The 21,495-nt window shown below is 74.9% G+C and carries 24 protein-coding genes; 14 read left to right on the forward strand and 10 right to left on the reverse strand.

Going from position 1 to position 21,495, the window contains the following annotated elements:
- Positions 1–15 precede the first annotated feature (15 nt).
- The 3 genes from ACFPL3_RS16245 to ACFPL3_RS16255 are packed head-to-tail and all read left to right on the forward strand — an operon-like array spanning position 16 to position 2,787.
- On the forward strand, positions 16–1,443 hold the full coding sequence (locus tag ACFPL3_RS16245) for an alpha,alpha-trehalose-phosphate synthase (UDP-forming) (protein WP_343940620.1): 1,428 nt from the start codon (positions 16–18) through the stop codon (positions 1,441–1,443).
- Positions 1,440–2,186 carry a trehalose-phosphatase gene (otsB, locus tag ACFPL3_RS16250; protein ID WP_343940621.1) on the forward strand — a complete coding sequence of 249 codons (747 nt, stop codon included), beginning with the start codon at positions 1,440–1,442 and terminating at the stop codon, positions 2,184–2,186. Before ACFPL3_RS16245 ends, otsB begins: the two co-directional genes overlap by 4 nt.
- A gap of 40 nt (positions 2,187–2,226) precedes the next feature.
- On the forward strand, positions 2,227–2,787 hold the full coding sequence (locus ACFPL3_RS16255) for a TetR/AcrR family transcriptional regulator (protein WP_343940622.1): 561 nt from the start codon (positions 2,227–2,229) through the stop codon (positions 2,785–2,787).
- Positions 2,788–2,804: 17 nt separating this feature from the next.
- On the opposite strand, the gene ACFPL3_RS16260 is transcribed toward ACFPL3_RS16255, so the two are convergent.
- Positions 2,805–3,908, reverse strand: a complete 1,104-nt coding sequence (locus ACFPL3_RS16260) for a LacI family DNA-binding transcriptional regulator (protein WP_343940623.1) — start codon at positions 3,906–3,908, stop codon at positions 2,805–2,807.
- Positions 3,909–4,041: 133 nt separating this feature from the next.
- Here ACFPL3_RS16260 and ACFPL3_RS16265 point away from each other — a divergent pair, with 133 nt between their 5' ends.
- The 3 genes from ACFPL3_RS16265 to ACFPL3_RS16275 are packed head-to-tail and all read left to right on the forward strand — an operon-like array spanning position 4,042 to position 6,752.
- The gene (locus ACFPL3_RS16265; RefSeq protein WP_343940624.1) at positions 4,042–5,052 is read left to right on the forward strand and encodes a metal ABC transporter substrate-binding protein; all 1,011 of its coding nucleotides are present in this window, start codon (positions 4,042–4,044) and stop codon (positions 5,050–5,052) included.
- A 3-nt stretch (positions 5,053–5,055) separates the two neighbouring features.
- Positions 5,056–5,901, forward strand: coding sequence for a metal ABC transporter ATP-binding protein (locus tag ACFPL3_RS16270; protein ID WP_343940625.1), 846 nt, complete (start codon positions 5,056–5,058; stop codon positions 5,899–5,901).
- An 8-nt stretch (positions 5,902–5,909) separates the two neighbouring features.
- Positions 5,910–6,752, forward strand: coding sequence for a metal ABC transporter permease (locus ACFPL3_RS16275; RefSeq protein ID WP_343940648.1), 843 nt, complete (start codon positions 5,910–5,912; stop codon positions 6,750–6,752).
- 6 nt (positions 6,753–6,758) lie between these two features.
- On the opposite strand, the gene rlmB is transcribed toward ACFPL3_RS16275, so the two are convergent.
- Positions 6,759–7,739: a 23S rRNA (guanosine(2251)-2'-O)-methyltransferase RlmB gene (gene rlmB, locus ACFPL3_RS16280; protein ID WP_343940626.1), complete on the reverse strand. Its 981-nt coding sequence runs from the start codon at positions 7,737–7,739 to the stop codon at positions 6,759–6,761.
- 4 nt (positions 7,740–7,743) lie between these two features.
- Positions 7,744–9,135, reverse strand: coding sequence for a cysteine--tRNA ligase (cysS, locus tag ACFPL3_RS16285; RefSeq protein WP_343940627.1), 1,392 nt, complete (start codon positions 9,133–9,135; stop codon positions 7,744–7,746).
- Between the two features lie 92 nt (positions 9,136–9,227).
- Between cysS and ACFPL3_RS16290 the strand changes: the two genes are divergently transcribed.
- Positions 9,228–9,647, forward strand: a complete 420-nt coding sequence (locus tag ACFPL3_RS16290; protein ID WP_343940628.1) for a VOC family protein — start codon at positions 9,228–9,230, stop codon at positions 9,645–9,647.
- 46 nt (positions 9,648–9,693) lie between these two features.
- On the opposite strand, the gene ispF is transcribed toward ACFPL3_RS16290, so the two are convergent.
- The 3 genes from ispF to ACFPL3_RS16305 are packed head-to-tail and all read right to left on the reverse strand — an operon-like array spanning position 9,694 to position 11,371.
- A complete protein-coding gene (gene ispF / locus ACFPL3_RS16295; RefSeq protein WP_343940629.1) occupies positions 9,694–10,191 on the reverse strand; it encodes a 2-C-methyl-D-erythritol 2,4-cyclodiphosphate synthase in 498 nt (165 codons plus the stop codon).
- On the reverse strand, positions 10,188–10,844 hold the full coding sequence (locus ACFPL3_RS16300) for an IspD/TarI family cytidylyltransferase (RefSeq protein ID WP_343940630.1): 657 nt from the start codon (positions 10,842–10,844) through the stop codon (positions 10,188–10,190). Before ACFPL3_RS16300 ends, ispF begins: the two co-directional genes overlap by 4 nt.
- A 35-nt stretch (positions 10,845–10,879) precedes the next feature.
- A complete protein-coding gene (locus ACFPL3_RS16305) occupies positions 10,880–11,371 on the reverse strand; it encodes a CarD family transcriptional regulator (protein WP_094921897.1) in 492 nt (163 codons plus the stop codon).
- A gap of 296 nt (positions 11,372–11,667) precedes the next feature.
- On the opposite strand from ACFPL3_RS16305, the gene ACFPL3_RS16310 reads away from it, so the two are divergent.
- Complete coding sequence (locus ACFPL3_RS16310; RefSeq protein WP_343940631.1) at positions 11,668–12,384, forward strand: copper chaperone PCu(A)C domain-containing protein; 717 nt, start codon at positions 11,668–11,670, stop codon at positions 12,382–12,384.
- 4 nt (positions 12,385–12,388) lie between these two features.
- A complete protein-coding gene (gene radA, locus ACFPL3_RS16315; protein ID WP_343940632.1) occupies positions 12,389–13,756 on the forward strand; it encodes a DNA repair protein RadA in 1,368 nt (455 codons plus the stop codon).
- A gap of 4 nt (positions 13,757–13,760) precedes the next feature.
- On the opposite strand, the gene ACFPL3_RS16320 is transcribed toward radA, so the two are convergent.
- Positions 13,761–14,528, reverse strand: coding sequence for a hypothetical protein (locus ACFPL3_RS16320; protein WP_343940633.1), 768 nt, complete (start codon positions 14,526–14,528; stop codon positions 13,761–13,763).
- A 211-nt stretch (positions 14,529–14,739) separates the two neighbouring features.
- On the opposite strand from ACFPL3_RS16320, the gene ACFPL3_RS16325 reads away from it, so the two are divergent.
- A complete protein-coding gene (locus ACFPL3_RS16325) occupies positions 14,740–15,624 on the forward strand; it encodes an HhH-GPD family protein (protein WP_343940634.1) in 885 nt (294 codons plus the stop codon).
- A complete protein-coding gene (locus ACFPL3_RS16330; protein WP_343940635.1) occupies positions 15,624–16,082 on the forward strand; it encodes a 2'-5' RNA ligase family protein in 459 nt (152 codons plus the stop codon). Before ACFPL3_RS16325 ends, ACFPL3_RS16330 begins: the two co-directional genes overlap by 1 nt.
- Before the next feature lie 7 nt (positions 16,083–16,089).
- Here ACFPL3_RS16330 and ACFPL3_RS16335 read toward each other — a convergent pair whose 3' ends face one another.
- Positions 16,090–16,416 carry a peptide deformylase gene (locus ACFPL3_RS16335; protein ID WP_343940636.1) on the reverse strand — a complete coding sequence of 109 codons (327 nt, stop codon included), beginning with the start codon at positions 16,414–16,416 and terminating at the stop codon, positions 16,090–16,092.
- A gap of 182 nt (positions 16,417–16,598) precedes the next feature.
- Here ACFPL3_RS16335 and ACFPL3_RS16340 point away from each other — a divergent pair, with 182 nt between their 5' ends.
- Positions 16,599–16,904, forward strand: a complete 306-nt coding sequence (locus tag ACFPL3_RS16340; RefSeq protein ID WP_343940638.1) for an antibiotic biosynthesis monooxygenase family protein — start codon at positions 16,599–16,601, stop codon at positions 16,902–16,904.
- Here ACFPL3_RS16340 and ACFPL3_RS16345 read toward each other — a convergent pair.
- Both ACFPL3_RS16345 and ACFPL3_RS16350 read right to left on the reverse strand, forming a co-directional pair.
- Positions 16,901–17,494, reverse strand: a complete 594-nt coding sequence (locus ACFPL3_RS16345) for a DUF6529 family protein (RefSeq protein ID WP_343940640.1) — start codon at positions 17,492–17,494, stop codon at positions 16,901–16,903. The two genes, ACFPL3_RS16340 and ACFPL3_RS16345, sit on opposite strands and share 4 nt — an antisense overlap.
- Positions 17,495–17,576: 82 nt before the next feature.
- Positions 17,577–18,860: a serine/threonine-protein kinase gene (locus tag ACFPL3_RS16350; RefSeq protein ID WP_343940642.1), complete on the reverse strand. Its 1,284-nt coding sequence runs from the start codon at positions 18,858–18,860 to the stop codon at positions 17,577–17,579.
- Positions 18,861–18,936: 76 nt separating this feature from the next.
- On the opposite strand from ACFPL3_RS16350, the gene ACFPL3_RS16355 reads away from it, so the two are divergent.
- A complete protein-coding gene (locus ACFPL3_RS16355) occupies positions 18,937–20,562 on the forward strand; it encodes an FHA domain-containing protein (RefSeq protein ID WP_379589244.1) in 1,626 nt (541 codons plus the stop codon).
- Positions 20,559–21,374, forward strand: coding sequence for a hypothetical protein (locus ACFPL3_RS16360; RefSeq protein WP_343945905.1), 816 nt, complete (start codon positions 20,559–20,561; stop codon positions 21,372–21,374). The genes ACFPL3_RS16355 and ACFPL3_RS16360 overlap by 4 nt, the downstream gene beginning before the upstream one ends.
- The last annotated feature ends 121 nt before the right edge of the window (positions 21,375–21,495 follow it).

Raw genomic sequence — 21,495 nt, forward strand, 5'->3', positions numbered from 1 at the left:
CCCACGAGGAGGAACATGCCGTCGGGCACCGCGCAGTCCGCTGATTTCGTGGTCGTGGCCAACCGCTTGCCGGTTGACCTGGAGAAGCTGCCCGACGGCAGCAGGCGCTGGAAGCGCAGCCCCGGTGGGCTCGTCACCGCACTCGAGCCGATGCTGCGCAGCCGCGACGGCGCGTGGGTGGGGTGGCCCGGCCTGCCCGACGCCGACGTCGAGCCGCTGGTCGAGGACGGCCTGCACCTGCATCCGGTGCGGCTCTCGGCCAAGGAGGTCGAGGAGTACTACGAGGGCTTCTCCAACGGCACGCTCTGGCCGCTCTACCACGACGTGGTCGCCCCGCCGGTGTTCCACCGCCACTGGTGGCAGGCGTACGTCCGGGTCAACGAGCGGTTCGCCGAGGTCACGGCGCAGGTGGCGGCGAAGGGCGCCACGGTGTGGGTGCAGGACTACCAGCTGCAGCTGCTCCCGGCCGCGCTGCGCGAGCTGCGGCCCGACCTGCGGATCGGCTTCTTCCTGCACATCCCGTTCCCGCCCACCGAGCTGTTCATGCAGCTGCCCTGGCGCAAGCGGATCGTGGAGGGCCTGCTGGGCGCCGACCTCGTCGGCTTCCACACGCCCGGCGGCGCCCGCAACTTCCGCTGGCTCGCCACCCGGCTCGCCGGCGCGAGCCCGGGCCACGGGCGCACCGAGGTCATCGTCGGCGACCGCCCCGTCAAGCTCGGGCCGTTCCCGATCTCGATCGACTCGGGCGAGCTCGACCGCATGTCGCGCAGCCCCGAGGTGCAGGAGCGGGCCAAGCAGATCCGCGCCGACCTCGGCGACCCGAAGCGCGTCGTGCTCGGGGTCGACCGGCTCGACTACACCAAGGGCATCGACGTCCGGCTGCAGGCGTTCGAGGAGCTGCTGGCCGAGGGCCGCATCGACGCCGAGGACACCGTGATGATCCAGCTCGCCACACCGAGCCGGGAACGCGTCGAGCACTACCAGCGGATGCGCGCCGACATCGAACAGGCCGTGGGCCGCATCAACGGCGAGTACGCCCGCGTCGGCCATCCCGCGGTGCACTACCTGCACCAGTCGCTGCCGCGGGAGGAGCTGGTGGCGTTCTTCGTGGCGGCCGACGTCATGCTCGTCACGCCGCTGCGCGACGGGATGAACCTCGTCGCCAAGGAGTACGTCGCCTGCCGCAGCGACAACGGTGGCGTGCTCGTGCTCTCCGAGTTCGCCGGGGCCGCGCTCGAGCTCAAGGACGCCCTGCTCGTCAACCCGCACGACACCGACGGTGTCAAGAACGCCCTGTACGCCGCGCTCACGATGGACCGCGACGAGGGCCGCCGCCGGATGCGGGCGCTGCGCAGACAGGTGCTGAGCCACGACGTCGACCGGTGGGCGCGCTCGTTCCTCGACACGCTCGGGCTCCCGCCGCCGGAGGAGTCGAAGTCGTGACGGACCTCCAGGCGGCGGTCCGTGCGCTGGCCCGTGCCCGGCACCTGCTCGTCGCACTCGACTTCGACGGTGTGCTCGCGCCGATCGTTCCCGTGCCGTCCGACGCGCGTCCCCTTCCCGAGAGCGCGGCGGCCATCCAGGAGCTGGCGGCGCTGCCCGGCACCAGCGTCGCGCTGCTCTCCGGCCGTGGACGCGCCGACCTGGCCACGGTCTCCGGTCTCGGCAGCCCGATCCGGCTGATCGGCAGCCACGGCAGCGAGTTCGACGACGGTGCCGCCCTCCTCGACGACGAGCAGCGCGCCCGCCTCGAGAAGCTGGCGGCCGAGCTGCGGGAGCTGGTGGACGGGGAGCCGGGGGTCACCCTGGAGCCCAAGCCCACGGGGGTGGCGGTGCACGTCCGCAACGCGCCACCGGATGTCGGCGCACGTGTGCTCGACGCCGTGCGGGCCGGGCCGGCCGCCCGGGAGGGGATCGAGGTCACCCCGGGCAAGGCCGTGCTCGACCTGTCCGTCGCGCGAATGGACAAGGGCGCCGCGCTGGAGCTGCTCCGCGAGCAGGTGGGGGCCGACGCGGTGCTGTTCGCGGGCGACGACGTCACCGACGAGACCGCGTTCGCCCGGCTGCGGCCCGGCGACGTCGGTGTGAAGGTCGGCCCCGGCGACACGGCTGCGGAGCACCGGGTGGACGCGCCACCCGACATCACCGCCCTGCTCCAGCAGCTGGTCGAGGCCCGCCGCGCCTGAAAGATCTTGCCACTGGCAAGATATGCACTAAGGTGGCACCGTGCCCTACCACCACGGCGATCTGCGTCGCGCCCTCCTCGACACCGCACTCGAGGCCGTCGGGGAGCAGGGGCCGGCGGCGGTGAGCCTGCGCGACGTCGCCCGGCGCGCCGGAGTCTCCCACGCCGCGCCGACCCACCACTTCGGCGACAAGACCGGCCTCATGACGGCGCTGGCCGCCGAGGGGTGGGAGCTGCTCGCCGACGCGCTGGCCGAAACCGCCGCCGAGGGCGACGACTTCGGCGCGCTCGGCGTGGCCTACGTCGTGTTCGCCACCTCGCACCCGGCCCACTTCGCCGTGATGCGCGCTCCCGGTCTCGCGCGCGCGGACGACCCCGCGCTCGAAGCCGCCATGGCGAGGGCGCGCGAGCAGCTGGAGGCGGGGGTGCGGCGGTTCGAGGGCGGCAGTTCGGACGACGCCGCGGTCACGGCGCTCACCGCGTGGTCGCTCGTCCACGGCCTGGCCGCCCTGATCCTCGAGGGTGCGGTGCCACTGAAGCCGGATGCGGACGTGGCGGAACTGGCCCGCGCGGTGACCGACCGGCTCCGCCCACCCACCTGAGCACCTGACCGGGGCCGTCACCAACCCGAGAAGAAGCGCTCCTCGACCCGCGGGCGGCCGCTCGACGTGCCGACAACGAGCTCGGTGGGCAGCGTCACCCGGCGCGGGCGGTTGCGGTCGCCGCGCTCGAGCAGGAGCTCACCGGCCACCCGACCCTTCTCCAGCACGGGCTGGCGCACGGTGGTGAGCCCGGCGCGCTCGGCCTCGGGCACCCCGTCGAACCCGGTGATCGTGAGCTGGTCGGGCACGTTGAGGCCGCGGTCGGAGGCGTGGCGCAGCGCGCCGAGGGCGAGGATGTCGGACGTGCAGACCAGCGCGGTGATGTCGGGGTGCTCCGCGAGCAGCGCCGCCGCCGCGTCCTGACCGGCGTCGACGCTGTGCTCGAAGCGCTCGTGCACCGGTACGTCCGCCCAGGCGACGCCCACCTCCGCGAGCCCGTCGCGGATGCCGGCGAGCCGGTCGCGCTGCACGGGGTAGGTGGCGGTCGCCTGCCGGTCGAGAGATGCGGGTCCGTCGTGGTGCCCGGCCGCGAGGCGCATGCAGAGGACGCCGACGCGCCGGTGGCCGAGCCCGGTGAGGTGCCGAGTGAGCGCGAGCATCCCGGCGCGGTCGTCGACCCCGACCCGGTCGACGCCCTCGACCCCCGTGGGCTGGTCGCACACCACGGTGGGCACCGGGCGTTCGAGCACGGCGAGGAAGTGCGGGTCGTCCTCGCGCACCGAGTAGACGACGAACCCGTCGACGCCCGCCTGGTGCACCGCCGTGACGTCCGCCTGCTCGGGGCTCACCGGAACCAGCAGCAGACCCTGCCCCGCCTGCTCGCACGCGAGCGCGAGCCCTTCGAGGAAGCCGGTGGCGGCCGGGTCGCGGAAGGCGTACGAGAGCGCCTCGGTGAGCAGCAGGCCGACGGCACCCGCCTTGCGGGTGCGCAACGACCGCGCGACCGGATCCGGGCCCGGGTAGCCGAGCCGCCTCGCTGCTTCGAGCACGCGGGCGCGCAGCGGCGCGGACAGCTGGTCCGGACGGTTGTAGGCGTTCGAGACCGTCGTCCGCGAGACACCGAGTTCGGCAGCGAGCGAGGCGAGAGTCGCGGGACGGCGGACGTTGGGAGGCCCTGCCATCGTCGAACCGTAACGGTTCAGACACTCCGCGGGAAAGCCGTGTGACACGGCCCTCCGAATCGGCGACCCTCGAACGGCTACAGTGAATCGACAACCGTTATCAGTACTGTTGATCTTTGGGGAGTGCCTCGCCATGCCGATCCGCCGCGCAGCCGTCGCAGCGCTCGCCGTGCTCACCGTCGCAGGCTGCAGCTCCGGAGCGGAGTCACCGGCCGACGCGCCGGCCGCCGAGGGCGCGACCGTGCCCGTCGTGGCCTCCACGAACGTGTACGGCAGCATCGTCGAAGCCGTCGGCGGCTCGCGGGTCAGCGTCGACTCCCTGATCGACGACCCGGGCGCCGACCCCCACTCCTACGAGACCACGCCCGCTGACGCCGCGGCCGTCGGCCGCGCCCGGCTCGTCGTGCTCAACGGCGGCGGCTACGACGACTTCGTCGGTCAGCTGGTGGCGTCGTCCGGCACCAACCCCACCGTGATCGACGTGGCCCACGTCTCGGGCCTCGCCACCACCGAGGACGCGCACGCCGATGACGCGCACGCCGACCAGGAGTACGAGGACCACGCCGAGGCCGAAGGCGAGGAGCACGGGCACGACCACGGCGAGTTCAACGAGCACTTCTGGTACAGCCTGCCCACGGTGCAGAAGGTCGCCACCCGGGTGGCCACCGACCTCGGCACCGTCGACCCGGAGGGCGCGGCCGAGTTCACCGCCAACGCCAAGGCGTTCAACGCCCGCGTGGCAGAGCTGATCACCCGCACCGAGGCGATCGGCGCTGCCCGGCCCGACGCCCGGGTGGCCGTCACCGAGCCGGTGCCGGGCTACCTGGTGGAGACCGCCGGGCTCACCGACGTCACCCCGGCGGAGTTCACGGAGGCCATCGAGGAGGACACCGACCCGCCCGCCTCCGTCCTGCGGGAGACGCTCGCCCTGTTCTCCGACGACCCGGTGCGCGCGCTCATCGTCAACGCGCAGACCGAGACCCCCAGCACCGACCAGGTGCGGGAGGCGGCGCAGACTGCGGGGGTGCCCGTCGTCGAGATGACCGAGACCATGCCCGAGGGCGTCACCGGCTATGCCGACTGGATGAGCGGCCAGATCGACGCCCTCGCCGGCGCACTGGGCGCCACGTCGTCGGGGAGCTGACCCGTGGCCGCCCCTCCCACCACCACCCCGGGCGTCCCGACGCTGCCCGTCACCGCGCCCGCGGTGTCGCTGCGCGGCGCGAGCGTGAGCTTCGGCGAGCGCACCCTGTGGGAGGGGCTCGACCTCGACGTGCCGCCCGGTGAGTTCGTGGCGGTGCTCGGCCCCAACGGCTCCGGCAAGACCACGCTGGTGCGGGTGCTGCTCGGCCTGCTCCCGCTCACCGCGGGCGAGGTGCGCATCTCAGGGCGCCCGCCTCGGCGCGGGAGCCCGAGCATCGGCTACGTCCCCCAGCAGAAGGCGCTCGACCCCGACCTGCCGCTGCGCGGGCGCGACCTCGTCGGCCTCGGGCTCGACGGCCACCGCTTCGGCATCGGGTTCCGCGGCCGCCGCGAGCGCCGGGAGCGGGTGGACGCCGCCCTCGCCGCCGTCGGCGGCACCGCCTATGCCGACGCGCCCGTCGGGCGGCTCTCCGGCGGCGAGCAGCAGCGGCTGCGCGTCGCCCAGGCGCTCGTCGGCGGGCCCGACGTGCTGCTCTGCGACGAACCGCTCCTCTCGCTCGACCTGTCCCACCAGCGCACGGTCACCCGGCTGATCGACGAGCGACGCCGCGCCGCCGACACCGCGGTGCTGTTCGTCACCCACGAGATCAACCCCGTGCTCCCCCTCGTCGACCGCGTGCTCTACCTCGTCAACGGGCGGTTCCGGATCGGGCCGCCGGAGGAGGTCATGACCTCCGAGGTGCTGTCCGAGCTGTACGGCACGCACGTGGACGTCCTGCGGGTGCGCGGGCGGCTCGTCGTCGTCGGGGCCGAGGACCACGGGGAGCACTGCCACGAGGAGTCGGCGTGAGCGAGTTGCTGGGCAGGCTCTTCTCCTTCGAGGACATCGGCGAGCTCCTCGGGGTGCCCTTCGTGCAGACCGCGCTGATCGCCTGCGCCGTGCTCGGCGTGGTGGCAGGCGTGCTCGCCCCGCTGATCGTCTCCCGTGGCATGTCCTTCGCCGTGCACGGCACCGCGGAGCTCTCCTTCACCGGTGGTGCCGCCGCCCTCCTCGCGGGCGTCGCGGTGCAGTACGGCGCCGTGCTGGGTGCGGTCGTCGCGGCGGTCGTCTTCGGCGTGCTCGGGCTCCGCCAGCGCGAACGCGACGCGGTGATCGGCGTGGTGCTCGCGTTCGGGCTCGGGCTCGGCGTCCTCATGCTCTCGCTCTACGAGGGGCGGGCATCGAACAAGTTCGGGTTGCTCACCGGCTCGGTCGTGGCCATCGACACGGCCAACATCGCCGTGCTCAGCGTCGTCACGGTGCTGGTGATCGCCACGCTCGCGGTGCTGTACCGACCCCTGCTGTTCGCCAGCACCGATCCCGACGTCGCCGTGGCCCGCGGCGTGCCGGTGCGCATGCTGTCGCTGGTGTTCTCCGTGCTGATCGGGCTCACCACGGCGCTCGTGGTGCCGATCGTGGGGGCGATCCTCGTGCTCACCGTGATGATCACACCGGGTGCGGCCGCCGCACGCGTGACCGCCAACCCCGTGCTCGCCACGGTCCTCGCGGTCGTCTTCGCCGAGACCGCCCTGCTCGGCGGGATCGTGCTCTCCCTCGCCCCGGGGCTCCCGATCTCCGGCTACGTGGCGGCGATCGCGTTCCTCATCTACGTGGTCTGCAGGCTCGTGGGCAGCAGGCGCCGCGCCGTGAGCGTGGCCTGACCCGGATCAGGCGCGCCGGACGCGCCGCTGGCGCGCCACCTCGGCGAGCACCACACCGGCGGCCACGGAAGCGTTGAGCGACTCGACCTGGCCCGCCAGCGGGATGGAGACCGTGACGTCGCAGGTCTGCCGGACCAGCCGGGACAGGCCCTTGCCCTCCGACCCGACCACGAGCACGAGCGGGTCGGTGGCCAGCTCGAAGTCGTCGAGCGAGACCGTGCCCTCAGCGTCGAGACCGGCGATCATGAAACCGGCGGTGGCGTACTCCCGCAGCGTGCGGGTGAGGTTGGTGGCGCGGGCCACCGGCACGCGGGCGGCGGTGCCGGCCGAGGTGCGCCACGCGACGGCCGTCATGCCGGCGGCGCGCCGCTGCGGCACGACCACGCCGTGGCCGCCGAAGGCGCCCACCGAGCGGACGACGGCGCCGAGGTTGCGCGGGTCGGTGACCCCGTCGAGCGCCACGATCAGGCCCGGGTCGGGCGACTCGCTCGCCGCCTCCAGCAACTCGTCGGGGTGGGCGTAGGCGTAGGGCGGCACCTGCAACGCGACGCCCTGGTGCAGCGCCCCGCCGGTGATCCGGTCGAGGTCGCCGCGCGGCACCTCGAGGATCGAGATCCCCCGGTCGGCGGCCAGCTGCACCGCCTCGGCCACGCGGTCGTCGGCGTTGGTGCCCAGCGCCACGTGCAGCGCCGTGGCCGGCACACCGGCCCGCAGGCACTCGACCACGGGGTTGCGGCCGAGCACCGTCTCCGGGGTCTCGCCGTCGCCCGGACGGCGCCGGTCGCCCCCGCGGCCGCCCTGCTTGGCCTTGGCCGTGGCCGCACGGGCGGCGCGGCGGGCCGCCGGGTGGCCGGGGCGCATCTCCGCGGGCGGAGTGGGCCCCTTGCCCTGCAGACCCCGGCGACGCTGACCGCCGGATCCGACGACCATGCCCTTCTTGGTGCCTTCCTTGCGCATCGCGCCACGGCGTTTGGAGTTGCCGGCCATGTGTCTACGAATCCTTCAGGGACCAGGTGGGGCCGTCGGGGGAGTCCTCCACGGCGATACCGGCGGCCGTGAGGCGGTTGCGCACCTCGTCGGCGGCGGCGAAGTCACGATGGGCGCGCGCCTCCTGGCGCTGGACGAGGAGGTCCTCGACGAGCGCCGCCAGCGCGCCGCCCGCGCTGTCGGCCGCGCGGGTGTGCTCGGCCCAGTGCGGGTCGAGCGGGTCGAGCCCGAGCAGGCCCGTCATCGTCCGGACGGAACCGGCGGCCGCCAGCGCCCCGGCCCGGTCGCCGCCGTCCAGCGCGGCGTTGCCCTCCCGCACCGCACCGTGCACGACGGCGAGCGCCGCCGGGGTGCCGAGGTCGTCGTCCATCGCGGCCGCGAACTCCGCGGGCACCTCACCCGGCTCGGGGATGCCCACCCGCTCCCGAACGCGGTGCACGAACGACTCGATGCGCCGGTACGCGGCCACCGCCTCCTGCAGCGCGTGGTCGGAGTACTCGATGGACGAGCGGTAATGCGGCCCCACGAGGTAGTACCGCAGCTCCACGCCCCGCACGCGCTGCAGCAACGCCTCGATCGACAGCGTGTTGCCCAACGACTTGGACATCTTCTCGCCGCCCATGGTGACCCACGCGTTGTGCAGCCAGTACCGCGCGAACGGGTCGCCCGACGCGTTGGACTGGGCGCGCTCGTTCTCGTGGTGCGGGAACACCAGGTCGAGCCCGCCGCCGTGGATGTCGAACTCCGGGCCGAGGTAGAACGTGGACATCGCCGAGCACTCGAGGTGCCAGCCCGGCCTGCCCCGGCCCCACGGCGTGGGCCAGGACGGCTCGCCCGGCTTGGCCGCCTTCCACAGCGTGAAGTCCTGCGGGTCGCGCTTCGCGCCGATGTCGCCCTCGCCCTGGGCCACGTCGTCGACCTTCTGGTGCGACAGCTCCCCGTAGCCGGGGAACGACCGCACCGAGAAGTACACGTCGCCGCCCGCGGCGTAGGCGTGACCACCGTCGACCAGCCGCTGCATGATCTCGACCATCTGCGTGATGTGGCCGGTGGCGCGCGGCTCCACGGACGCGGGCAGGCAGCCCAGCGCGTCGAAGGCCGCCGAGAACGCGCGCTCGTGCGTGGCCGCCCACTCCCACCACGGCCGGCCGGCCTCCGCCGCCTTGCGCAGGATCTTGTCGTCGATGTCGGTGACGTTGCGCACCAGCAGCACGTCCAGGCCGCCGTGGGCGAGCCAGCGGCGCAGCACGTCGTAGTTCAGGCTGGACCGCACGTGCCCGATGTGCGGCAGACCCTGCACGGTGGCCCCACACACGTACATCGACGCAGCCCCGGCCCGCAGGGGGACGAAGTCCCTCTGCATCCTCGTGGCGGTGTCGTGCAGGCGAAGGCTCACGACACCAGGGTACGGAGCCGGTGTGGCGTCCATCGCGCCTGGTGTTCCGTTTCGTCCACGACAGGGTGCCCCGGGCGGCCGACGATGGGCGTATGAGTCACATCACGGCCCTCTACCCGCGGCTCGTCGTCGACGGCGCCGACGCCGCGCTCGACTTCTACGCCCGCGCGCTCGACGGCTCCGTCACCGAGCGCTTCACCGGCCCCGACGGCCGGGTCGTGCACTCCGTGGTCGAAGCGGGGCCGGCCCGCTTCGCCGTCAAGGACGCGGGCGACGGCGATCCCGCCCCGACCGGCGACGGCGTCCCCGTGATCATGTCGCTCGACGTGTCCGACGCGGACGCCGTCGCCGAACGCATGCTCGGTGCGGGAGCGACGGTGATCTTCCCGTTGGCCGACCACGGCTACGGCCAGTACGCGGGGCGCCTGCGCGATCCCTACGGCCACCAGTGGCTGATCAGCCAGCGCGTGGAGGAGCTCACGCCGGAGCAGATCCAGGAGCGGGTGGGGTAGCTCGGCCGGATGCCTCCGCTGGTTCAGGAAAGCCACATTCAGGGCCTCAGCGGCCCTGAATGTGGCTTTCCAGCCCTTCGGGACCGGCCACCAGCAGCGCCGTCGCGATCGCCGCGAGGCCCTCGCCCCGGCCCGTGAGGCCCAGGCCGTCGGTGGTGGTGCCCGACACCGACACCGGGCCGCCCACGGCGTCCGAGAGCACCCGTTGCGCCTCCGCGCGCCGCGTGCCGATCTTGGGCCGGTTGCCGACGACCTGCACCGCGGCGTTGCCGACCTGCCACCCCTCGGCGGTCACGAGCCTGCGCACCTCGGCGAGCAGGGCGAGCCCGCTCGCGCCCGCCCACTCGGGGCGCCCGGTGCCGAACACCGCGCCGACGTCTCCGAGGCCGGCCGCGGACAGCAGCGCGTCGCACAGGGCGTGTGCCGCGACGTCGCCGTCGGAGTGGCCCGCGCAGCCGTCCACGCCGTCCCAGCGCAGCCCGGCGACCCAGCACTCGCGGCCCGGCTCCACGGGGTGCACGTCCGTGCCGATCCCGACCCTCACAGGCGGATCCTCCCCCCTGCGATCAGCTCGGCGACCTCCAGGTCCCACGCGCTGCGCACGGCGAATGCCGCCGGGTGGCCGGGTACCGCGTGCACCCGGTGGCCCTCCGCTGTGCGCCTGCGGACCAGAGCCAGAGGGTCGGCGCAGTCCTCGCCGCCCCACAGGCCGGCCTGAACGGCGATCGGCGTCTGCAGGACGCGCAGCCCCGCCCGGTCGGGGGTGCCGGTGACGACGCCGTGCTCGTCCACCGACTTGACCGTGTCGGTGAGGGGCAGCACGGGTACGGCCATGCCGTGACCGTCGCGGACCGCCTCGACGACGGCCGTGGCGAGCTCGCCAGGAGCCATCGGCCGACAGGCGTCGTGCAGCAGGACGACGTCACCACCACCAGCTGTGACGAGGTCGTCACTTCCCGTGGCGCCGCGTCGTTGCAGGGTGTGTGCCCTCGTCCCGCTCAGCGCCCGCATGTCGACGGGCGCGCCCGCGCAGGCCGCCTCGACCTGCGGGCGCAGCTCGTCGACGGTGGCGACGGTGACCAGTTCGACCTGGGTACACGCCGCCAGCGCCTGCACGGCGCGCACGACCATCGGGACGCGACCCACCGGGGTGAGCGCACGCTCCGAACCGGCCACGACCACCGCGACTACGCGCACCGGGCGGCCTTCGAACAGAGGCAGAGCCGCCGCGCTCAGGCGTTGGCGGTGGCCAGGACCTCGTCGAGCAGGACCTCGGCCCGCTCCTCGTCGGTGCCCTCGGCGAGCGCCAGCTCGCTGACGAGGATCTGCCGAGCCTTCGCCAGCATGCGCTTCTCACCCGCGGACAGCCCGCGGTCCTTCTCCCGGCGCCACAGGTCGCGGACGACCTCGGCAACCTTGTTCACATCACCCGAGGCCAGCTTCTCGAGATTGGCCTTGTACCGGCGCGACCAGTTGGTGGGCTCTTCGGTGTGCGGGGCGCGGAGCACCTCGAACACCCGATCCAGCCCCTCCTGGCCGACCACATCGCGGACGCCGACAACCTCGGCGTTCTCAGCGGGAACACGCACCGTGAGATCACCCTGCGCGACCTTCAGGACGAGATACTTGCGCTCCTCGCCCTTGATCGTCCGAGTCTCGATGGCCTCGATGAGAGCGGCACCGTGGTGCGGGTAGACGACGGTCTCTCCGACCTTGAAAACCATGTGTCCTCTGCCCCTTTCGCTGCCTCCAGGTTAACACGCCCGAACCCGCCTTCGCTCCCCGGTGTGCACTGTCGTCGCAGGTCAGGGGATTGACAATGGCGGCGAAACGTGCAGGTGCGCGTGCAGCCGACCGAGCGAGGGGACCGCGACCAGCACTGCTACCGGTGGCGTTAGGCTTCGACCGGTCGCACCCGCGGCCACCCGAGCGATCACCGCGGGCATCCGGTGCCCGCCCCCGTCGCGGCGCCTGCCCCCGCTCGGCGCGGTGCCCGGCAATGAGGAAGGACGTCCCAGAGGTGAGCGACCCCCGCCGGAACCGAGCCCAACTCGTCGTCGGCGCCCTGATCGCGGCCGTCGCGGTCGCGGGCTGCGGCGCAGGCCAGATCACGCAGACGAGCCGCCAGGTCGCCGCTGTCGAGGGAGCCAACGTGACGGCGGGGCCGATCTCCATCCGCGACGCGGTGATCGAGTACGAGGAGCCCGCAGCGGGCGCCACGATCTACCCCGTCGGCGGCAGCGCTCCGATCGAGATGGTCATCGTCAACACCGGCACCGAGGTCGACCGCCTGGTGGCGGCCAGCAGCCCGGTCGCTTCGTCGGTGGAGATCAGCGGTGTGCTGCGGATCCCGGGCGGGCAAGCGCTCACCATCGAGGGCGCCCCGGCGCCCGTGGCGGCGCCCGCCCCCGCGGAGGGTGCCGCACCGGCGGAGGGAGCTGCTCCGGAGGCTGCCGCGGGCGCGACGCCCGAGCCCACCGCTGCTCCGGCCACCGAGGCTCCGGCCACCGAAGCTCCCGCGGGCGAGGCCCCTGCCGCCGAGCAGCCCGTTCCCGCTGCCCCGCCGGCGGCCGAGGGTGAGCCGGGCGTCGGCCACATCGTGCTCACCGGCCTGCGCGAGGACGTCCGCGCCGGCCTGACCTACCCGCTCATCCTCACGTTCGAGCGCGCGGGCGAGGTGCGGTTCGACGTGCCGGTGGCCAACCCGGACACGCTGCGCGAGGACGCGGCGCACTGACGGCGTGACGGGGCGCACCCGCGCGGCACGCGGCGGCTACCGCTGCGCCGAGTGCGGGCACCAGGCCGCGCAGTGGGTCGGGCGCTGCCCGACCTGTCAGGCGTGGGGCACGCTCGAGGAGACGGCTCCGGTGGCCGCGCCGCGCCAACGGCAGCGGATCGCCGCGGGCGCTCCGAGCGCACCGGCTCGCCGGATCGCCGACGTGGCGCTGGACGCCGCGCGCGCCCGGCCCACCGGGGTCTCCGAGCTCGACCGGGTGCTGGGCGGCGGTCTCGTGCCGGGCGCCGTGGTGCTGCTCGCGGGAGAGCCGGGGGTGGGCAAGTCGACGCTGCTCCTCGAGGTCGCGGCGCAGGCCGCGCGCACCGGCCGTGTGCTGTATGTCACGGGCGAGGAGTCCGCGGGCCAGGTGCGGCTGCGCGCCGAGCGCACCGGCGCCGTGCACGACGAGCTGTACCTCGCCGCGGAGTCCGACCTCGGGGCGATCGTCTCCCACATCGACGAACTGCGCCCCGACCTGCTGATCGTCGACTCCGTGCAGACGATGTCGAACGCCGAGGCGGACGGCGCCCCCGGCGGGGTCACCCAGACCCGCTCGGTCACCGTGGCGCTCACCGCGCTGGCCAAGGAGCGGGCGCTGCCGGTGCTGCTCGTGGGACACGTCACGAAGGACGGCGGCATCGCGGGCCCCCGTGTGCTGGAGCACGTCGTCGACGTCGTGCTCGCGTTCGAGGGCGACAAACACTCGACGCTGCGCATGGTGCGCGGGGTCAAGAACCGCTTCGGCCCGGCCGACGAGGTGGGCTGCTTCGAGATGCGCGACGCGGGCATCGTCGGCATGCCCGACCCGTCGGGGCTCTTCCTCGCCCGGTTCGGCGGCCCACCGGTGCCGGGCACCGCGGTGACCGTCGTGATGGACGGCAGGCGGCCGCTGCCCGCCGAGCTGCAGGCGCTCGTCACGGGCAAGGACATCCCCAGCCCGCGGCGGGCGGTCAGCGGCCTCGACAGCGCCCGCGTGGCGATGCTCCTCGCCGTGCTCGAGAAGCGCGCGGGCGTGCGGCTGCACGACGCCGAGGTCTACGCCGCCACGGTGGGCGGCATGCGCGTGGTCGAGCCGGCCGCAGACCTCGCGCTCGCGCTGGCGATCACCTCGGCCCGCCGCGACGTGGCGCTCCCCACCGACGTCGTGGTGCTCGGCGAGCTGGGCCTGGCCGGTGAGGTGCGGCGGGTGGCCGGGGTGGAGCGCAGGCTCGCCGAGGCCGCCCGGCTCGGGTTCACGCACGCGCTGGTGCCACCCGACAGCGGGAGCGCCCCCGCCGGCATGCGCCTCACGGAGGTCCGCGACGTCGGGGTGGTGCTGGACGCGATCCGCTGACCCGTCAGGGGAGGCGCACGAACTGGGTCGGCGCGCTGATCACGTCGTCGACCCGGCTCAGGAGGCGGTACTCGCCGGCGGGTACCGTCTCGCGCTGCACCGGGCAGCCCGGAGCGGACGTGCGACCGGCCCAACGCACGGTGAACGCGAGCTCCTCGCCGGGCCGCAGCGTGCGCGGGTCCGGGCCCTTCGCGGACGAGCAGTCGTCGCTCGACCAGAGCCGCGCGCTGCCGTCGGCGCTCCACACGACGATCTCCTGGCGGACCGGGTCGAGGTCGCGCACGCACGGCTGGTCGGACCTGTTGGCGACCACCAGCCGCAGCATCGTGCGCCCGCCGACGCGGCTCTCCGGGCCCATCACCTCGGCCCGCACCTCGAGCACCTCGTTGGCGCACGGCCCCGGCTCGGCCGGCGGAGCGGAGGTGGGCAGTTCCTCCGCGACGAGGCCCTCGGCCGTGGCCGTCCCCTCCTCCTCCGGCGCGCCGGGGCTGACGGGGGTCATGGGCGTGGTGGGCCCCGCCGCCCCCGGCTGCGCGGCCGTGGAGGGCTGCGCCTCGGCGGGCGCCGTCGAGGACGGCAGCACCGGATCCGGAAGCGCTGCGACGGGCGGCGCGGCCGGGGGCGGGGAGGCCAACTGGGGAGCGGACACGGCTGCACGGCTGGCCGGGCGGGAGGTCCCGGACTCGTCGGATTCGGGGGAGCCGCCGTTCGCGAGGGCGGCGACGCCGAACGCGATCAGCACGATCACCGCCACCGCCGATGCGGTGGCCACCGCACGCCGCCTCCAGTAGACGGCTGCGGGCAGTGGACCCACCGGCTCCCACACATCACGGAGGGTATAGCGCCAACTACCACGAGTCGCGAACCGGGGCGTGTCACGGCGCGTCGCGACGCGCCGGAAGCACCCGAGCGGCGGTCGATCATTCGGGCCAGTGATCCACCGAGGGGGGCTGAGCAGCCGCGATCGGGCGTCCGGAGGCCGCATGGCACGATCGTCAGCCGTGTCGGTGGCCGCACTCGTGCTCGACTGGTATCCGGCTGCGGCGCGTGACCTGCCGTGGCGCCGCGAGGGCACCACGCCGTGGGGCGTGCTCGTGAGCGAGTTCATGCTGCAGCAGACGCCGGTCGCGCGCGTCGAGCCGGTCTGGACGGAGTGGATCGCGCGCTGGCCCGCTCCGTCGGCGCTGGCCGCAGCGTCGCGGGCGGACGTGCTCCGGGCGTGGGGCAAGCTCGGCTACCCGCGCCGGGCGCTGCGGCTGCACGAGGCCGCCGGGGCGATCGCGACCCGGCACGGCGACACCGTGCCGTCGGACGTCGAGGCCCTGGAGGCGCTGCCGGGGGTGGGCTCCTACACCGCACGGGCGGTGGCGGCGTTCGGCTACGGGCTGCGCTGCCCGGTGGTCGACACGAACGTCCGCCGGGTGGTCGCGCGCGCGGTGCACGGGCGCGGAGACGCCGGTCCCGCCCGCACGGCGGCCGACCTCGCCGACGTCGACGCGCTGCTGCCGCCCGACGACCGATCGGCGGCGGTGGTCTCGGCAGGGCTGATGGAGCTGGGCGCCGTGGTGTGCACGGCGCGCGGCCCGCGCTGCGGGGTCTGCCCGGTCCGCGAGGTGTGCGCGTGGCGGGCGGCGGGCCGGCCGGAGTACACCGGGCCGCGGCGCCCGGTGCAGGGCTTCGCGGGCACCGACCGGCAGGTGCGCGGCCGCCTGCTCGACGTGCTGCGCGGCGCGGACGGACCGGTCGAGCGGGGCGCCCTCGACGCCGCGTGGGACGACGCCGCCCAGCGCGACCGCTGCCTCGACTCGCTGCTCGTCGACGGGCTCGCCGAGCAGCTCGACGACGGCCGATTCGCCCTGCCCGCCTGATGGCGCGCACGGTCCGCTTCCGCCTCGACGAGCAGGCGTGCGCCGAGCTCACCGCGCTGCGCTCCCGGCTCGCCGAACACGGGATCGCCACGCCGGACCAGCCGCCGTCGGTGATCGCGGCCGCCGCCGGGACGATCCCACCGGCCGCCGAGGAGGCGCTGGCCGCGGAGGTGCGGCTGCTGGCGCTGCCGTCGATCTGGCTGGAAACCCTCGGCACCGTGGCGGGGCGCCCGGACGAGCTCGTGCTCGCCGCCGTGGTGGACGCCGAGCTGCTCGCCGTGCACAGCGCGGTGCACGACGCGCTGGCCGGGCGGGTCCGCGCCCCGGTGGCGGCCTACCTGCCGGGCACCTGGCTGCCGCACTGCGTGCTGGCCACGGAGCGGCCCGCCGACGCGTTCGCGCTGTTGCACCCGGTGCCGACGGTGCGGGCCCGCGTGGTGGCGGTGGGCGTCGGCTGACGAGCGGTCAGGCTCCGCCCGGTCGAGCTCCGCGCGGCATCCGGAGCGCGGCGCGGCGCCCTTCCCCGGTGAGCGCGTCGACGTAGAGCTCGCCGCGCAGGTGGTCGGTCTCGTGCTGCAGGCAGCGGGCGAGCTCACCCGTGCCCTCGACGACGACCGGCCGCCCGTGGACGTCGACGCCCTCCACGCACGCGTACGCCGCCCGCAGCCGCATGGCGTGCACCCCGGCCACCGAGAGGCAGGCCTCCTCGCCGTCGTACTCGCCGTCGGTGGCCACGAGCCGCGGGTTGACGACGTACCCGCGTGCACCCCCGACGCGTAGTCGGTCGTCCACCCCGCCGACCTGGCGAGCGCGAGGTCGACGGGGGCGGGCGGGAACCGGACGTCCTCGAACGCCTCTGCCTGCAGCACGGCGAGCTCGCGGCGGCCCTCGTCGGTGATCTCGTAGACGGTGCACGCGGGCAGGCGGAGTACTACTCGGACGCGGCTCACGGCGCGGGCGGCTAGCCTGGAGCCATGGCCGTCGTGAAGATCAATGCGATCGAGGTGCCCGAGGGCGCGGGCCCCGAGCTCGAGAAGCGGTTCGCCAACCGGCTGCACGCCGTGGACGGTCAGCCGGGCTTCCTGTCGTTCGAGCTGCTGCGCCCGGTGTCCGGCGACAACCGCTACTTCGTGGTCACGCACTGGGAGGACGACGAGTCGTTCCAGGCGTGGATGAAGGGCGCGGGCATGCAGGCCCACTCGGGCGAGCGGGCGCGTCCGGTGGGCACCGGGTCGGCGCTGCTGGAGTTCGAGGTCGTGCAGGAGTCGCACGCCCGCTAGAACGTGAACCCCACCGCGGTGAAGACCCACCACGAGGACGTGAGCCACACCGCCACGAACGCCGTGAAGAGCAGCCCTCCCGCCGCGGGCACCGCCCACCGCGGCAGGCCCGTGCGCACGAGGATCAGCATCTTGGCGACGAAGGCCCCGTACACCAGGCAGCCGACCGCGGAGTGGGCCAGTACCCGTGGATCGTCGGGGCGGAAGCCCAGCGAGTAGAGGCAGTGCACCGCCACCGGCACGGTGAGGAGCACCGCGAGGCGTCCCGACCAGCGGTGCACGGTCGGTAGCACGGGCACGTCCAGCCGCACCCGGCCCTCCAGCGCGAGCGCGGTGACGATCTGGACGAGCGCGAAGGCGAACGCGAGCGTCGTGAGCCACGCCTTGGCGTAGAGGGTGCCGGAGAAGCCGGGAACGGCCAGCGAGAGCCCCGCCGGGGCGTGCAGGCGGCCGTACACGCCGAGCCCGACGGCCACGGCCGTGCCCGCCACGACCGGCAGGACCACGGTGGTCCACGACAGGGCGGCGGGCGGTGGCACCGGTCGCGCGGTGGCCCGCGGCCGGGTGAGCTCCGGGTCGGGCGCGTTCATCGCGGCACCACCTGGCCGTCGACGGCGGCCGACGTGATGACCGGACCACGCGCACCCATGTTCCCCCCGACACCCGCCCCGATCAGCACACCGCGTCACGCAGCCGTTGCACGTTGCTCTTTACCAGCCTGCGACCGTCGGTGCCACGGACCTGGAAGCAGTACGCCGCTGCCGGCTCCGTCGCGATCGTGAGCATGGTTGTCTCGCCCACCCGCTCCTCCCATGGCGGCGCGCCCTGCCGCGTGACGACGAGGGTGTAGGTGAGCCCGGGAGTACCCGACCACCTCAATCGGGTGGCGAGCGCACCTTGCGGGTCGGGGGGCGCCAGCGTGACCACCGGTGGCACCGCGGGATCAGCGGGCGGCGCGCCCCCACCGGCCCGCGACGCGACGGCGGTGGTGACGAGGACACCCGCGGCGAGCACGAGGACCGCCGCCGCGGCACCGACGAGCCGGGAGAGCGAGCGGAAGCGGCCCGGCCTCGGCGGGGAGCCCGGCGGCTCGGAGACCGGTGCGGGCGGCGGGTCCGGCCGCGTGACGCCGTCCCCGAGGTCCGCCAGCCGGTCGGCGACCGCGCTGAGCTCGGGCCGCCGCTCCGGCTCCTTCTCCAGCATGGCCGAGACCAGTTCCCGGAGCCGCTCGCCCACGCTGACGCCCGGCGGCCAGGCAACGGGCTCCTCGAGCACCCGTCGCATGCGCTCGGCGTCCGGCTCGCCCCAGCGCAGCGCGAAGGGCGCCCGGCCGGTGAGCATCGCGTAGAGGGTGGCGCCCAGCCCGTACACGTCGGTGCGCTCGTCGACGCGGCCCGCCGGTCGCACGGACTCCGGTGCCGCGTAGGCGGGGTTGAAGCCGCCTGCGGTGGTGCCCCGGTGGTCGCGCAGGACCGCGAGCCCGAAGTCGGCCAGGACGGGGGCGCCGGAGGCGCGGATGAGCACGTTCTGCGGCGTGACGTCGCCGTGGATCACCTGGGCCGCGTGGGCGGCGAGCAGGGCGATCGCCACCCGGTACGCCAGCTCCACGGCCTCCGGTTCCGGCAGCGCCCCGCCGCGGCGGACCACGAGCTGCTGCAACGACCCGTCGCACAGCTCCGTGATCAGGTACGGCCGGCCGTCCGGGAGGAGGCCCGCGTCGTACACGCGGATCACGTGCAGCTGGTCGTCGAGCCTGCTCACCGCCTGGCACTCGGCGCGGAACCGGTCGGAGACGGTGGGGTCGCGCAGGGCCATCCGGAACACCTTCAGCGCCACCCACCGGCCGAGGTGCGCCTGACGGGCCCGGTAGACGTCGGCGAACCCGCCGGCGCCGAGGGGGGAGATGTCGGCCAGCCCGGGCAGGCTCGGGATTCCGGCAGCCCCCGCTGTCCCCATGCGCCCAGCGTAACGGCGCAACCCGCCTCCGCCGCCCCGCTCGCCGAACCGGCTAGTTTCGGGCGGAGGGGGGAGCATGCGGCTGACCGTGGAGGACGACGCCACCGGGATCAGGAGCGACGTCCACGTCCACTGCGCGCCCTCGCACCAGGTCGGCGACGTCGTGGCAGCGATCGGCGCGGCCCTGCCGGTGCACGGCACGCCCGTGGTGGACGGCGCCCCGCTCCCGCTCGACGGGCCGGTGGCCGGCTCACCGCTGCGGGAGGGCTGCGTGCTGCGCTACGGCCGCCCGCCCGGCCAGGTGCCGCCGCCCGAGCCGCCGCTGGTGCTGCGGGTGGTGTCCGGCCCGGCGGCGGGCACCGAGCTGCCCCTCGTGCCGGGCAGCACCGTGGTGGTCGGCCGCGCGCCGTCCTGCCGGCTCGTGCTGGACGACCCGGACGTCTCCCGCAGGCACGCCCAGCTCGTGGTCGGCCCACGGCGCGTCACGATCGCCGATCTCGGTTCGCGCAACGGCGTGCAGGTGGACGGGCACCCCGTCGCGGGCGATGCGGACGTCCACGGCAAGGTGATCCAGATCGGCGGGAGCCGCATGGTCGTGCAGGCGCCGGGCGAGGGCGCGGCGACCGTGGAGCGCGGGGAGCGCGGCGAGGTGCTGTTCCACCGCACACCCTGGTCCCGCCCGGCGGCCCACGTGCCGCCCACGGTCGCGCTGCCGGCCCGTCCCGTTGCCGACGAGCGCGGCTGGTGGGCGGCCGGGCGCAGGCGCAGGCAGCACGCCGAGCAGGCGCACCGGTCGGCGGTGACCGCGGCCCGGGCCCTCGTCGAGGCGGCCGCCGACGACGAGGACGCCGCGCTGCGCGCCGCGTGGCCCGACCCCACCACCACGGTGCGCACGGCCCTCACTCCGCGCACGGCGCTGTGGGCGCGGCGGCCGTCCGACGACGACTGGCTGGCGGTCCGGCTGGGCCGGGCCGACCGGCCGGCGGGCGTGCGGGTGACCGGTGAACCGCCGTCGGACTGGCTGCCGCCGGTGCTGCGGCTGGCTCCGGTCGGGGTGAGCCTGCTCGAGCGCCCGGTGCTCGGGCTCACCGGGCCGCCGGACCGGGTCGACGGCCTGCTGGCCTGGGTGGTCACCCAGCTCGCCGTGCACCACGGCCCGGACGAGCTGCGGCTCGTCGTCGTCGCCCCGGACGCGGGCGAGGAGCAGCTGGGCTGGGTGCGCTGGCTGCCCCACCTCCGAGCCGGGGACGGCACCGTCCGGGCCGCGTGGGACGGGGCGGTGCCCGATTTCCTGGACGCGCAGCTGCGCGGCAGCGGCCCGGAGCGACGACCGGACCTCGTGGTCGTGCTCGCCGGCACGGCCGGCCTGGACCCCCGGCTCACCGCGCTGCTGCAGCACGCATCGGCCGCGGGCCTGCGCTTCGTGTGCGCCGAGACCGACGAGCGCCTGCTGCCCGAGAGCGCCCGGACGCGGCTGGTGGCCACCGCGGGCGGGGACGCGGTGCTGCACGTCGACGGCGGGCGGTTCCCCGTCGTCGACGACGCGGTCGAGCCTGCCACCGCCGAGCTCGTGGCCCGGGCGCTCGCCCCCGTCCACCCGGCGGACGCCGCCCCGCCACCGTGGCCGCCGGCCCCGGACGCCGGGCCGCGGGCCGTTGCGGTGCCGTGGTTCGACGTGGCGGCATACGATCGACGACCATGATCGCGGAGGCGGGGCCGACGGCGCGCGTGAGCGGCCTGATGCCGCCGGGAGCGATCGCGCCCGAGGTCGTCGACCTGCACGCCGGGCAGGTGTGGTCTGTCGGCCGGCGCGACGAGGGCTACCTGGCGGCGCGCCCCCACCTCGCCGCCACCCACCTCGCGGTTCCCCACGCGCTCCCGGACCTCTCCGTGCGCCAGCTCGAGCTGCGCGTCGGCACCGTCGGCGTGGCGATCCGCAGCCACCGCGGCAGCAGCGTCGTGGTGGACGGCGGAGTCCGGCCCGAGCCGGTGGTGCTCACGCTGGGCACGAGCTGGGTCAGCCCCACGCCCTCGGGCCGGTACGTGGACTTCTCGGTCACCGTGCTCCGCGCCGAGGACTTCGGCCCGCAGGACGCGCCCGACGACAGCGGAACCACACTCCTGCTGCAGGTCAACCTGGAGCCGGCGTCGCTGGCGTGGACGGTCGGGCATGCGCTGGCCTGGCCGTGCATGCCGTGCCGCAGGCGGCCGCACAACGCGGGGTGGTCCGGCCGGGACGTCGCCGGCAGGCTCGAGCAGCTCGGGTGGACGATCGCCGCTCAGAACATGATCACGGTGCTCGGCCGGCAGCTGCACGGCCTCGCCGACCGGGTGACGCACGCGCGGCTGACCGACGGGCGCCGCGCGGACCAGGTGTTCCCGTCCTGGCCCCCGTGGCTCGACGAGGAGTCGGCAGACGAGACCCGCGACCAGAAGGCGGAGCGGCGCAACAGGCACGTGGCAGAGGCCCTCTGGCGGGCCCGCGCGGTGTTCCCGGAGGCGATCGACGGCTGACGCGGCTCGGCTGCGAAATGGCACCGCGGCCGGCACCACCCCCCAGAGGCGCCGGCCGCGGCACTTGTATCGATCGCGGTCGGGCCCCGGCGGTTGGGTGCGGAGCGGGTGATGCGGGTCA

The sequence above is a fragment of the Pseudonocardia zijingensis genome, assembly GCF_042657305.1.
Classification (GTDB): domain Bacteria; phylum Actinomycetota; class Actinomycetes; order Mycobacteriales; family Pseudonocardiaceae; genus Pseudonocardia; species Pseudonocardia zijingensis.